This window comes from Kribbella sp. NPDC049584 (assembly GCF_040675555.1).
Classification (GTDB): domain Bacteria; phylum Actinomycetota; class Actinomycetes; order Propionibacteriales; family Kribbellaceae; genus Kribbella.
In genome coordinates, this window is the sequence record NZ_JBFAPF010000005.1 from 311,618 (window position 1) to 323,424 (window position 11,807).

At 68.6% G+C, this 11,807-nt stretch carries 11 protein-coding genes; 5 read left to right on the forward strand and 6 right to left on the reverse strand.

Going from position 1 to position 11,807, the window contains the following annotated elements; translation table 11 throughout:
* Window positions 1-27 precede the first annotated feature (27 nt).
* Both AB0J62_RS20375 and AB0J62_RS20380 read right to left on the reverse strand, forming a co-directional pair.
* The gene (locus AB0J62_RS20375) at window positions 28-987 is read right to left on the reverse strand and encodes a Gfo/Idh/MocA family oxidoreductase (protein WP_363872913.1); all 960 of its coding nucleotides are present in this window, start codon (window positions 985-987) and stop codon (window positions 28-30) included.
* 31 nt (window positions 988-1,018) lie between these two features.
* Entirely contained in the window at window positions 1,019-2,023 is a 1,005-nt protein-coding gene (locus AB0J62_RS20380; protein WP_363872916.1) for a LacI family DNA-binding transcriptional regulator, read from the reverse strand.
* A gap of 164 nt (window positions 2,024-2,187) precedes the next feature.
* On the opposite strand from AB0J62_RS20380, the gene AB0J62_RS20385 reads away from it, so the two are divergent.
* Both AB0J62_RS20385 and AB0J62_RS20390 read left to right on the forward strand, forming a co-directional pair.
* Window positions 2,188-2,955 (forward strand): hypothetical protein, encoded by a 768-nt coding sequence (locus AB0J62_RS20385; RefSeq protein ID WP_363872919.1) that lies wholly within the window; start codon window positions 2,188-2,190, stop codon window positions 2,953-2,955.
* 39 nt (window positions 2,956-2,994) lie between these two features.
* Complete coding sequence (locus tag AB0J62_RS20390) at window positions 2,995-4,452, forward strand: peptide MFS transporter (protein WP_363872922.1); 1,458 nt, start codon at window positions 2,995-2,997, stop codon at window positions 4,450-4,452.
* Here AB0J62_RS20390 and AB0J62_RS20395 read toward each other — a convergent pair.
* The 3 genes from AB0J62_RS20395 to AB0J62_RS20405 all read right to left on the reverse strand — a co-directional run bounded on the left by AB0J62_RS20395 (window position 4,433) and on the right by AB0J62_RS20405 (window position 6,551).
* Window positions 4,433-5,329 (reverse strand): alpha/beta hydrolase, encoded by an 897-nt coding sequence (locus tag AB0J62_RS20395; RefSeq protein WP_363872925.1) that lies wholly within the window; start codon window positions 5,327-5,329, stop codon window positions 4,433-4,435. The genes AB0J62_RS20390 and AB0J62_RS20395 overlap by 20 nt on opposite strands.
* Window positions 5,326-5,853, reverse strand: coding sequence for a hypothetical protein (locus AB0J62_RS20400; RefSeq protein ID WP_363872928.1), 528 nt, complete (start codon window positions 5,851-5,853; stop codon window positions 5,326-5,328). The genes AB0J62_RS20395 and AB0J62_RS20400 overlap by 4 nt, the downstream gene beginning before the upstream one ends.
* A gap of 77 nt (window positions 5,854-5,930) precedes the next feature.
* Window positions 5,931-6,551 carry a hypothetical protein gene (locus AB0J62_RS20405; protein ID WP_363872932.1) on the reverse strand — a complete coding sequence of 207 codons (621 nt, stop codon included), beginning with the start codon at window positions 6,549-6,551 and terminating at the stop codon, window positions 5,931-5,933.
* A 158-nt stretch (window positions 6,552-6,709) separates the two neighbouring features.
* Between AB0J62_RS20405 and AB0J62_RS20410 the strand changes: the two genes are divergently transcribed.
* Both AB0J62_RS20410 and AB0J62_RS20415 read left to right on the forward strand, forming a co-directional pair.
* The gene (locus tag AB0J62_RS20410; protein WP_363872935.1) at window positions 6,710-8,644 is read left to right on the forward strand and encodes a histidine kinase; all 1,935 of its coding nucleotides are present in this window, start codon (window positions 6,710-6,712) and stop codon (window positions 8,642-8,644) included.
* Complete coding sequence (locus tag AB0J62_RS20415) at window positions 8,632-9,282, forward strand: response regulator transcription factor (protein ID WP_363872938.1); 651 nt, start codon at window positions 8,632-8,634, stop codon at window positions 9,280-9,282. The genes AB0J62_RS20410 and AB0J62_RS20415 overlap by 13 nt, the downstream gene beginning before the upstream one ends.
* Before the next feature lie 27 nt (window positions 9,283-9,309).
* Here the strand turns inward: AB0J62_RS20415 and AB0J62_RS20420 are convergent, their stop codons facing one another.
* Window positions 9,310-9,735, reverse strand: a complete 426-nt coding sequence (locus tag AB0J62_RS20420) for a MarR family transcriptional regulator (RefSeq protein WP_363872941.1) — start codon at window positions 9,733-9,735, stop codon at window positions 9,310-9,312.
* A 189-nt stretch (window positions 9,736-9,924) separates the two neighbouring features.
* On the opposite strand from AB0J62_RS20420, the gene AB0J62_RS20425 reads away from it, so the two are divergent.
* Window positions 9,925-11,754: an ABC transporter ATP-binding protein gene (locus tag AB0J62_RS20425; protein ID WP_363872944.1), complete on the forward strand. Its 1,830-nt coding sequence runs from the start codon at window positions 9,925-9,927 to the stop codon at window positions 11,752-11,754.
* Window positions 11,755-11,807: the final 53 nt, after the last annotated feature.

Below are 11,807 nucleotides of genomic sequence, written 5' to 3' on the forward strand. Positions count from 1 at the left end.
ACCTCTCTTCGATCGGGGATCAAGGGATCAGGGAGTCGTCCAAGGAAGCGGTACGCCGCCGGTCTCGGCGGACTGTTGTGCGAGCAGGGCCAAGCGGGTCGCGAGCAGGCCGCGCTCGGTGGTGATGTCCGGTTCGTTGCCTGCAGCAAGCGCCTGCAAAGGAAGCTCGGCGGGGCGATGGCCGGGCGGCAGCCGCACGTCGTACGGAGCGAGGTCAGTGGTGACGACGAGACGGTTGCGTGCCCAGAGCAGCTCCGCGGTGCCTTCGGTGCCGACGAGCTTCATCCGGTAGTCGCCGTGCATCGGGGAGCCGGCCGGATTCATCCAGTCCACACCGGCGGTGATCAGCGCACCGGATCCGCTCAGCGTCGCCACGCCGTACGACGCGTCAACCACAAAGCCGCTCACGGTCCCACTGGTCAGGCCTGTGAACAGCAGTCCGGCGTCGATGTCGTGGACGGCAAGATCGTTCAGCAAGCCGCCGTACTGCGCTCGGTCGAAGAACCAGGCTGGTCGCGTCGGGCGGTTGAGCTTGTGCGGACCGGAGGCGGTCACACCGTGAATGGTGCCGAGCTGACTGGAGATCTCGAGCGCCGCCAGCGTGACGGGGTAGTAGCGCTTCTCCAGCAGGAGCGTGACGTGGCGGCCGGTGCGTCGCGCGGCTTCGGTGATCGCGTCGAGGTCTTCGAGGGTCGTGCAGAGCGGCTTGTCGGCGATGACGTGGCAGCCGGCATTCAAAGCGTCGACAACCGCCTGACCGCGGTCGCCGTAGATGCCGGCGACCATGACGATGTCGGGCTCGACGTCGCGCAGCATCGCCTGGTGGTCCGTGAACACCTTCGCGTCGTACGGCGCAGCCCATCGCTCGGCGAGCTCCCGGCTCGGATCCGCGACCGCCACCAGTTCGAGCGACTCGACAGCGTCGACCTCCGCGGTCGCATAGGCCACGTGCGGATGGGCAGCTCCGGCGATGGCGATCCGAGTCATCTCGTGATTCCAGCATGCAACCGGTTGCAGGTCAACGCGTCACCCTGCTGGTCACCGCGGCCGTAGTCGCTCTGATCACCAGGTGGGTCGCGATCGTGACGCACTCCGCGGTGGGGTCGTCCAGGAGCTGGATCAGGAGCTTCGCGGCCGCCGTGCCGGCGGTGGCTGCGCCCGCCGAGACGCTCGTGAGCGCCGGCGTGGTGAGCGCGGCGAGCGTGTCGTCGCAGCCGACCAGGCTGAAGTCCGAAGGCACTGAGATGCCGCGCAGTTCGAGCCCGGCCAGAACGCCTTGCGAGACCACGTCGTCGAACGCGATCGCAGCGGTCGCGCCGGACCGCACGATCGCCGACACGGAGTCCCGTCCGGCCGCGTAGCTCGGCCGGCCGACCTCGATGACCTCGACGGTCAAACCCGACGCGGTGGAAGTCAGCACCTCGCGGCGCTGCTGGTCGGACCAGGAGTCACGCGGGCCGGCGAGGTACGCGATCCGCTGGTGACCGAGCTTCTTCAGCAGCATGACCGCCTCGGTCATCCCACCGGAAGAGTCGATCAGCACGCGGGGAATGCCCTCGAGGTCACGGTTCACCAGCACGACCGGACGAGTGGCAGCCAGCTCGCGGATCAGCTCCTCGGACAACCGCGGCGAGGCCAGCACGAACCCCTCGACCTGTGGCGCGAGCCGGGCGATCAGCTTCGCCTCTCGCTCGGCGGACTCGTCCGAGTCGCCGAGGAACACCGCCAGATCGGCAGTCTCCGCGGCCGATTGCAGGCTACGAACCAGCGGCGGGAAGAACGGGTTCGCGATATCGGGTACGACGACCGCGATGTTCCCGAACCGCCCCGTCGACAGCGCTCGCGCCGCCTGGTTCCCGACGTACCCGAGCCGGGACGCGACCGCGCGGACGTGGTCGACGGTCTCCGGACTGAGCAGCTGCGGCCGAGTGAACGCCCGCGACACCGTCGACCGCGAGACCTGGGCTGCGGCAGCGATATCGCCGATGGTGACCCCCGGCGCCCGCTGCAGACGTGGCGACATGCAACAACGATAGTGCAACCGGTTGCAGAATCACTCGCGAACTTCGAAGCGAAGCTCAGGCACGCGCCGGTCGGTCCGGATCACCGCAAGTCCGGCGCGACACGTCCACTGTCTTACCGGTCACGGTGTCTTCATTGATCGCCACCGACGAGTAACACTGGGGAGTGGACGCTTGGTTGGACGACCGGGCGATGGGCACTGGGATGAACATGGTGGACGTCGAGCTGCGGTATTCGCGCATCTGGCGGGCAGCCGTGGGTCTGCTGGCCACAATCGGAGTCATCGCGTCGCTGGTGTTCGTCTCGCCGTCGACGAACCTGGTCGCGTTCCTGGTCGCCGCGTTCACCGCGGGGTCGGTCTGCCTGAGTATCGGCCTGGGCCGCGACCTGCCGTCCGGCGACCTGGTCTACCTCGTCCCGCGGTGGGCGGTGCTCGGCGGACTGTTCGTGCTCGCGGTGTGCGGGTACGCCGCGGCGGTCGGAGCCCGGACGGTCGCGCTCATGCTGCTCGTCGTCGGCGTCTCCCCGCCCATCGTCAGCTGGCTGCGTTCCGGGACGGCCGACCAGCCGCCTCGTGAGGTACGGCGACGCCGGCCGATCAAGTTGCCCACGGCATCGTCCAACTTGCTGCAGGTCATTCAGGCCGACGGCCGTACGGCGGAGGACTGGCCGATGCCGAAGTACCTCACCGCCGTGGTCCGCAGCGTCGGCGAGCTGAGCGACGAGGAACTGTGTCTGGCCTGGCGACGGAGCTTCACCCAGCTCCAGCGGGCCCTCGGTGCGGATCGTCGGCAGGCAATGGTCGACGTACGGCGTGCGTACCTGGACGAACTCGAGCGCCGGCATCCCGACTCGTTCGCCACCTGGCTCGCCTCGAACCCACGGGCCGCCGGGAACCCCGCGCGCTTCTTCACCCACCGCGCCGAGCACTGACGTTGATCACCTGAGCCAATCACCGAGGAGAGTCTTGTCGTGAGCAGCCCGGAGACCGAACAATCGCACCGCACGTTCTTCGGCCATCCGCCGGTCCTGGCCAACCTCTTCGGCGTCGAACTGTGGGAACGCTTCTCGTTCTACGGCATGCAGGGCATCCTGCTCATCTACCTGTACTACACCGCCGAGCGCGGCGGCCTGGGCATCGACGAAGGTACGGCGACCAGCATCGTCGGCGCGTACGGCGGACTTGTCTACCTCTCCACGATCCTCGGCGCCTGGCTGGCCGACCGCCTGCTCGGGCCCGAGCGCACGCTGTTCTACGCCGCGGTCGTGGTGATGGCCGGTCACATCGCGCTGGCGCTGATCCCCGGCCTGGCCGGGGTCGCGGTCGGGCTGGTGCTGATCGCCGTCGGCAGCGGCGGGGTGAAGGCGAACGCCACCTCGCTGGTCGGGACGCTGTACAGCGAGAACGACGACCGCCGGGACGGCGGTTTCTCGCTGTTCTACCTCGGCATCAATCTGGGTGCCTTCGCCGGACCTCTGCTGACCGGCCTGTTGCAGAAGAACGTCGGCTTCCACTACGGCTTCGGGCTGGCCGCGGCGGGGATGTTCCTCGGCCTGGTCCAGTACGGCGCCGGTCGTCGTCGCCTGCCCGACGAGGCCCGCCGGGTGCCGAACCCGCTGACCGCCGACGCACTGCGCCGGGTGGTCATCGCCGCCGCCGTCGCGCTGGTGGTGATCGTCGGGATCCTGATCTCCGGCATCGTGCCCGCCTCGCGGTACGCGCTCGCGGTCGCGGTCATCAGCGCGCTCGCGGCGATCGCCTACTTCGTCGTCATCCTCGGCAGCGGCCGGTTGACCGAGGTCGAACGGAGCCGGGTGCTCGCGTTCATCCCGTTGTTCATCGCGAGCGCGGCGTTCTGGTCGCTCTACCAGCAGCAGTTCACCGTGGTGACCGTCTACTCCGATCAGCGGCTGGACCGGAACATCTTCGGCTGGGAGATGCCGGTGTCGTTCGTGCAGTCGATCAACCCGGTGATGGTGATCATCCTGTCCGGCGTGTTCGCCGCGCTGTGGACGAAACTCGGCTCGCGGCAGCCGTCGACACCGATCAAGTTCAGCGCCGGGCTGGCGATCATGGGCGTCGCGTTCCTGCTGTTCCTGACCATGGCCGGCGGCGGTCCGAACAGCGCGCCGCTGCTCGGACTCACCGGCATCCTGCTGGTCTTCACGATCGCCGAGCTACTGCTCTCGCCGGTCGGTCTCTCCTTGTCGACAAAGCTCGCGCCTGAGGCGTTCCGCACCCAGATGGTCGCCCTGTTCTTCCTCTCCGTCGCGCTCGGCACGGCGATGTCCGGCGTACTCGCGAAGCTCTACAGCACCGATCACGAGACGCCGTACTTCGGTGTGATCGGCGTGGTCGCGCTGGTCCTGGGCGGGCTGCTCGCGCTCGCGTCGCCGGCGATCCGGCGACTTATGAGGGGGGTGCACTGAACGTCGAGCGGAGGTCGGCGCCGATCAGTTCGACCGCATGACGTCCGGCCGACAACGCGGCGGGGAAGTTGAGAAACGCGTGCATGGTGTCGGCGTACTCGACAAGCCTGGTTGGTATACCGGCCTCGTCGAGACGGCTGGCGTAGGCGAGGGCGTCCGGTCGCAGTGAGTCTCGGCCGGCGGCGAGCATCAGTGTGGGCGGGAGGCCTGCGAGCGAGTCTGCGTGGAGCGGTACGCCGGTCGCGGGGATCTCGTCCGTGGCGAAGTACCACTCGTGCCAGTCCTCGTCTGGGTGGAGGTCCAGGGTTGGGTAGCAGAGGATCTGGCGATCGGGGAGTGGGGTGCCTTCGTCCCGCGCCAGCAGGCACGAGCCGGCGGCGAGGGCTGCGCCCGCACTTTGACCGCCGATGACGATCCGGCCGTCACCGTTGAGCTCCGTTCTGTGTTCACGGATCCACTGCAGCGTGTCATAGGTGTCGTGAAGCCCTGCTGGGTAAGGGTTTTCGGGCGCCAGGCGATAGTTGAGTGAGACAACGGTGACGTTGCCGTTGGCAGCGATCCCGGAGGTCGCGTACTCGATGTCGCGCAGGTGACCGCCGATGAAACCGCCGCCGTGCAGCCAGAGCGCGATCGGCCGGGGCTGCGTCGCGTACCGGTAGACCCGCGCTTCCAGCGTGCGTCCCGGTAGTTCGATCGTCAGGTCGTCCAGCGAAACGCGCGGATCGGGTAGGCCGGCCAATGCAGGATCCGGCAGGTCCTCCCGATCCAGAAGCAATGCTTCATAGGAACCGTCGATCGCCGGCGCGTCGGCAAGGACCTTCAGGAGTGCGTCGGTTTCCGAGCCGTACTCCGGGCTGTCGATGAGCTCGTGGTTCATGCGGCGACCGGCTGGAGGTGGCGGGCCGCGTGGGCGAACAGGAATCCGTCCGGCGTCGTGCACACGTATTCGGCCAGAGCCCCGATCCCGCCGTCGAATCCGGCGCCGGTCGACGGGTCGACCCACGCCTGTTCGTCGTACTGCTCGATCTCAGCCAGGACTGCCGCGCCGACGCTGTTGAACCGGTGGAGGACCAGCTCTGACGGGATCCGCCGTCCCGCCTCGACGCCGCCCAGGTTGAGCGCTCGCCCGATCTCGGCGGTCTCCCAGCGCGGGTCGAGGCTCCAGTGCAGCCGGCCCGCTCTGGCATCCCGAAGGACGGCGAGGTTGATCTCGTCCCACATCAGCACGTGGGCGACCAGATCGTGCAACGAGTCGCAGAAGTCCCCGAGCGGGCCGGCGGTCACGTCGTACGGCGCCCGCAGTTCGTCCTCGCTCTTTCCCTTCACCCGGCTCAGTAGGAGTTCCTGGTCCCGGCGGATCATTCCGGCCGCCTGCGCCGGAGTAGTAGTCGGTGTACGCATGCCGACAATCAACCAGCCGGACTGCCCACACCCCGGTGGATTGCGCGAACTTCTCAATCCGTCGCGCGGCTCAGTCGTCAGCTCTCGATCCGAGCGCTGATCCGGGGCTCGCTCGCCGAGCTGGGCTGCCGCGTGAGGACCGCCGCGAACAATGCGCACAGCGTCAGCCCGTAGATCGCAACCCCGACCGGCAGCGCGCTGGTCGCGCTGACGCCGATCATCACGAGCGACCAGATGCCCGCCACAAGCGCGGCGTACCGCTGCCAGCCGGTCCACCCGGGCGAGCGCAGTTCGGCGATGCCGGCCATAGTCAGGCCGATCCCGGTCAGCGCGACACCGAGCCCGAAGAACGCGCCGACCAGTTGCGGACCGGTCTCGTCCAGTCGCTGGTCGGCGATCGGGAGCGAGGCGAATTCGGCGAGGAACAGGATCACCGCGCCGGCCGTGGCGAGCGCGCCCCCGACGCGACCGGCCCGTCGCGTCATCACCTGCAGGAACGCGATCGTCCCGAGGACGACGAGCAGATGGAGTACTGCGTTGGCGATCGAGGCCGGGACCAGGCTGTGACTGGTCCATGGGTAGCTCCACATCTTGTCGGAGACGTCGGATGCCGGTTTCACGACGGCCTCGATGACGATGCCGGACACAGTGGTCAGGGCAGCGCCGACCAGGCCTGCGATGGTCAGATTGCGGTTCATGGTTTCCACCTTTCGACGATTGTGCTTCGACGGTAGGAATCGACGGTTGCGCCGCACATCGGCGGCAGTACGACGTTCACGTAGGTGCCAGCACTGTTGGCGGGACGGTCCGGCGCTGCCACGATGGTGCCGTGCGAGGGCGTCGGCCGGTGCCGGCCGTGATTTTCGGGGTATGCGTGGTCGCGGAGATCGCCGCGATCGGTTTGTCGTGGCGCCTCGAACCGGTCTACGACACGCTGCTGTACGGGCTGTTCGCGCTGGCAACGGTCGGCGCGGGTGCGGTGATCGTGCAGCGGCGGCCGGGGAACGCGATCGGCTGGTTGTTCTGCGGTTTCGGGCTGCTGAACGCGTTCGCGTCGGATCTGGCGCAGGGATGGGGTCTCCGCGCGGCCGCGGAGGGGTGGCCGGGCGGCCCCATCGGCGAGGCGATCTCAGCGGTCAGCTGGCTGCCGAGCGGGTACGGCTGGACGCTGACGTTCCTGCTGTTTCCGACCGGCCGGTTCCTGAGCCGCCGTTGGCGGGCGTTGGCCTGGACCGGCGGAGCCGGTCTGCTGATCAGCATGGCGGCGTGGTCGCTCAGCCCGGACCGTGGTCGCGACTTCGTCTCGGGGCGCAATCCCTGGGCCGTGTCCGCGCTGCCGACCGGGCTGCTGCTCGAGATCGGCATGCCGTTGTTCCTCGGCTCGATGCTCGGAGCGGTCGCCTCACTCGCCGTACGGTTCCGTCGGTCCACCGGACTGGAACGCCAACAGCTGAAGTGGTTCGTGCTCGCCGCCGTGATCGCGGGGATCGCGTTGCCGACCAGCTTCGTGCTCTGGTACGTGAACCCGGCCGCCGGGATCATCGCCGCGATCGCGCTGACCGGGTTGCCGTTGGCGGCGGGCGCCGCGATCCTGCGGTACCGGTTGTACGACATCGACTTCTTCATCAGCCGGACCGTTGCGTATGCAGGCCTGACGATCCTCCTGCTGGCGTCGTACGCCGTCCTGACCGTTGCCCTCGGCGCCTTTCTCGGCCGGGGATCGGCGTGGACGACGGCGGTCGCGACCCTCGTCTGCGCGTTCCTGTTCCGTCCCTTGCGGGGCCGCATCCAGGACGCCGTCGACCGGCGCTTCAATCGGTCCCGGTACGACGCATTGCATCGGATGACGGCGTTCCTCGACGACGTACGCGCCGGCCGACGTCCGCCGGAGGATGTGGAGGCGGTCCTCGGCGAGATCCTCGGCGACCCGACGCTGGAGTTGCTCGTCTTCCTCCCGGAGAGCCGCCGGTACGTCGATCTGTCCGGCGCGACTCGTGAGGACACGGATGCCCGGCACCGGATCGCGATCGAGCGCGGTGATCAGCCGATCGGCGTGGTGCGGTACGACGGGACGAGCGCGCTGGGCCCGGACCTGGTCCGCCGCGTCGTCGAGGACGGCGGGCTCGCGGTCGAGATCGCCCGCCTGCGCGCCGAGCTCAACGTCCAGTTGGTCGAGGTGAAAGCCTCCCGCACCCGCATCATCACGGCCACCCACGCCGAACGCCGCCGCATCGAACGAGACCTCCACGACGGCGCCCAGCAACGCCTGGTCTCCATAGGCCTGGCCCTCCGCCACGCGCAGCACCAACTAGCAACAGCAGCTACCGCAGACATCAGGACCACGTTGGACGGCGCGGTTGCCGAGGCGACTGTTGCCATCGGGGAGTTGCGGGAGCTTGCGCGGGGATTGCCCCCGGCGCAGCTTGACTCGGGGCTTGCCCCTGCATGTGAGGAGTTGGCTCGGCGGGCCCCGTTGCCGGTTTCGGTGCGGATGCCGGGGCGGCGGTTCGACACCGGCGTCGAGGCCGCGGCGTACTTCATCTGTTGTGAGGGCCTCACCAACGCGGTCAAGCACGCCGACGCCACCCGCGTCGACCTGATCGCCGACCACGAGAGCGGGCACCTCGTCGTCCGCGTGGTCGACAACGGCATCGGCGGCGCCGCGCCACGCCGCGGCACCGGACTCACCGGTCTCGCCGATCGGGTAGCGGCGCTCGGTGGCACGTTCCACGTCCAGAGCCGGCCAGGTGCTGGTACGACGCTTGTCGCGGAGCTGCCATGCGGATCGTGATCGCCGAGGACCAGGTGCTGTTGCGCGAAGGGCTCAGGATGCTGTTCGTCGACGGCGGACACGAGGTGGTCGCGACCCTTGGCGACGCGGACGGTCTACTCGAGGCGATCGCGACGTACCAGCCCGATCTTGTCGTCGCGGACATCCGGATGCCGCCGACGCATACGGACGAAGGCGCCCGCGCCGCGCAGGCCGTGAAGAGCGCGTATCCGAAGCTCGGCGTACTGCTTCTTTCGCAGCACATCGAGACGCAGCACGTGGTGGATCTCGTGTCGCGTGGTGGATTCGGGTACCTGCTGAAGGATCGCGTGCTTGACGTGGCCGAGTTCCTCGCCGCGGCCGAGCGGGTCGCGGCCGGCGGTTCGGCGCTGGACCCGCAGGTGGTCGCGGGCCTGGTCGCGCGTCACGATCCGCTCGGGACGCTGACCGACCGCGAGCGCGGCGTACTCGAGCTGATGGCCGAAGGCCTGACCAACAACGGCATCGCCAAACGCCTCTACCTCAGCGAACGAACGGTCGAGGCGCACGTGCGTCACCTCTTCACCAAGCTGTCGCTGCCCGAGAGCGAGGACGGTCACCGCCGCGTGCTCGCCGTACTCGCACATCTCGGCGCGGCCACGCCGGACCGAGGCCGGTGAGTGCGCTCCTCTGTGCGCGCCGCGGTTTCAGTCCTCGGCGAGGCGTTGGAGGAGTCGGGCGAGGGTTTGTTGTTCGGCGTCGGTCAGGCGGGAGAGCTGGCTGACCATCACGTCCCGGCGCTTCTCGCGGAGGGTGTTGAGGATCTGGCGGCCGTCCGGGGTGAGGTCGACGAGGGTGGCCCGCCGGTCGTGGGGGTCCGGCTGACGTTCGACCAGGCCGGCGGCCTCGAGGTCGTCGACGACGGAGGTGGCTGAGCGCGGGACGATACCGAGCTGGGCGGCCAGTTCGCTCAGGCGGAGGGCGCGGTCCGCGCGGTCGAGCGTCCGCAGTACCCGGAACTGCCCGTGCGTGACGCTCTCCCCGAACCCCTCCCGCGAAGCCCGCCGCTGCCGCCGGACAATCCCGTCCAGCAACGCGGCGATCTGTTCCGCAGCATCATCCGGCCCGTGCATGAGCAGAGCCTAGTAGTGCGCGGCCCGTAGGGCCGTCGCGCACGCGAGGGAACAAATGGGGATCTTGTGAGGTCGTCTCATAGTGAGTTAACCTCAGTATAACTGTTCCCTGCCGAAAGGGTCTGTATGTCACAGATTTCTGGACTTCCCGGCGGGGGAGCCGGGGGCGGGCGCGCGATGCGCTCGCTGATGAAAGACTCCTCCGTTCGTCACCACAAGCTTTCCGCCGGCACGCTCCGGCGGATTCTCGGGTTTGCCCGTCCGTACCGCGCCTACCTCGCCTTCTTCCTCGTGCTCGTCGCGTTCGACGCCGGAACCGGCGCGGTCACGCCGCTGCTGTTCCGCGCGATCATCGACAAGGGGATCGTCCCGGGGCATGCCCAGGTCGTCGTCTGGCTCGCCTTCGTCGTCGCCATGCTGGCGGTCGCGAACAGCGCGATCACGCTCGGCGAGCGCTGGTTCTCCGCTCGCATCGGTGAAGGTCTCGTCTACGACCTTCGCACCGCTGTCTTCGACCACGTCCAGCAACTGCCCGTCGCCTTCTTCAGCCGGACGCAGACCGGCGCTTTGATCCAGCGGCTCAACGGCGACGTCCTCGGCGCCCAGCAGGCGTTCACTTCGACGCTCTCGAACGTCGTCAGCAACCTGCTCAGCGTGGCCCTCGTCCTCGGCGCGATGTTCGTGATGTCGTGGCAGATCACGCTGCTCGCACTCGTCGTGATGCCGCTGTTCGTCATCCCGGCCCGGCTCCTCGCCGGGAAGTTGCGTGAGGCAACCGCCGAGACGTACAAACTCAACGCCACGATGGCCCAGACCATGACCGAGCGCTTCAACGTCGCCGGCGCGGTCCTGGCCAAGGTCTTCGGCCGCGCCCAGGACTCGTCGCGTGACTTCGCCGGCAAGGCTGCCCGTGTCCGCGACATCGGTGTCACTACCGCGATGTACGGCAGCATCTTCCGGGTCTCGCTCACCCTCGTCGCCGCGCTCGCGGTCGCTCTCGTGTACGGCGTCGGCGGAGTCTTCGCGGTCGAAGGTGCCCTGGGCATCGGTACGGTCGTTGCCCTGACGGCGTACCTGAACCGGTTGTACGGTCCGCTGACCGCACTGTCCAACATCCAGGTCGACGTGATGACCACGCTGGTCAGCTTCGAGCGGGTGCTCGAGGTTCTCGACCTCCCGCCGATGGTTGCCGACCGCAAGGATGCACGCGAGCTGCCGCCGACCGTGGAGCCGTCGATCGAGTTCGACCACGTCTCGTTCCACTACCCGTCGGCCGAGGAGGTGTCGCTCGCCTCGCTCGAGTCGGTCGCGACGCTGTCGGCCGAGACCGGCGAAGAGGTCCTCAAGGACGTCACGTTCACCGTCGAGCCCGGCCAGCTGGTCGCGGTCGTCGGCCCGTCCGGCGCCGGCAAGTCGACGTTGTCCTCGCTCGTCTCCCGCATGTACGACGCAACCGGCGGAGCCGTCCTCGTCGGCGGCCACGACGTCCGCGAAGTCACGCAGAGCTCGCTTCGCGCGGCGATCGGCGTCGTCACCCAGGACTCGCACATGTACCACGACACGATCCGCGCCAACCTGCTGCTGGCCCGCCCGGATGCCACCAACGACGAGCTGCACAAGGCGCTCGAAGGCGCGCAGATCGCGACGCTCGTCAAGAGCCTGCCCGACGGCTTCGATACCGTGGTCGGCGATCGCGGCTACCGGCTGTCCGGTGGTGAGCGGCAGCGCCTCGCGATTGCCCGGCTCCTGCTCAAGTCGCCCTCGATCGTCATCCTCGACGAGGCGACCGCCCACCTCGACTCCGAATCGGAGGCCGCGGTCCAGGCCGCACTGGCCAACGCGCTGGTCGGCCGGACGTCGCTCGTCATCGCGCACCGCCTGTCGACGATCCGCAACGCTGACGTCATCCTCGTCCTCGACGAGGGCCGCATCCGCGAACGCGGCACCCACGACGAACTCCTCGCCGCGGGCGGCCTGTACGCCGACCTCTACGCAACCCAGTTCGCCAAGGCCGCCTGACCGCCAGCTGGACCCCCGGTCGCGTGGCGGCACGTGCTCGGGGGAGGATCTGC

Bases quoted from the DNA above. Each gene is read 5' to 3' on its own strand.
- AB0J62_RS20400 (WP_363872928.1), bottom strand. From the start codon at position 5,853: ATGCGTACACCGACTACTACTCCGGCGCAGGCGGCCGGAATGATCCGC.
- AB0J62_RS20380 (WP_363872916.1), bottom strand. From the start codon at position 2,023: ATGTCGCCACGTCTGCAGCGGGCGCCGGGGGTCACCATCGGCGATATC.
- AB0J62_RS20415 (WP_363872938.1), top strand. From the start codon at position 8,632: ATGCGGATCGTGATCGCCGAGGACCAGGTGCTGTTGCGCGAAGGGCTC.
- AB0J62_RS20405 (WP_363872932.1), bottom strand. From the start codon at position 6,551: ATGAACCGCAATCTGACCATCGCAGGCCTGGTCGGCGCTGCCCTGACC.
- AB0J62_RS20420 (WP_363872941.1), bottom strand. From the start codon at position 9,735: ATGCACGGGCCGGATGATGCTGCGGAACAGATCGCCGCGTTGCTGGAC.
- AB0J62_RS20425 (WP_363872944.1), top strand. From the start codon at position 9,925: ATGAAAGACTCCTCCGTTCGTCACCACAAGCTTTCCGCCGGCACGCTC.
- AB0J62_RS20375 (WP_363872913.1), bottom strand. From the start codon at position 987: ATGACTCGGATCGCCATCGCCGGAGCTGCCCATCCGCACGTGGCCTAT.
- AB0J62_RS20395 (WP_363872925.1), bottom strand. From the start codon at position 5,329: ATGAACCACGAGCTCATCGACAGCCCGGAGTACGGCTCGGAAACCGAC.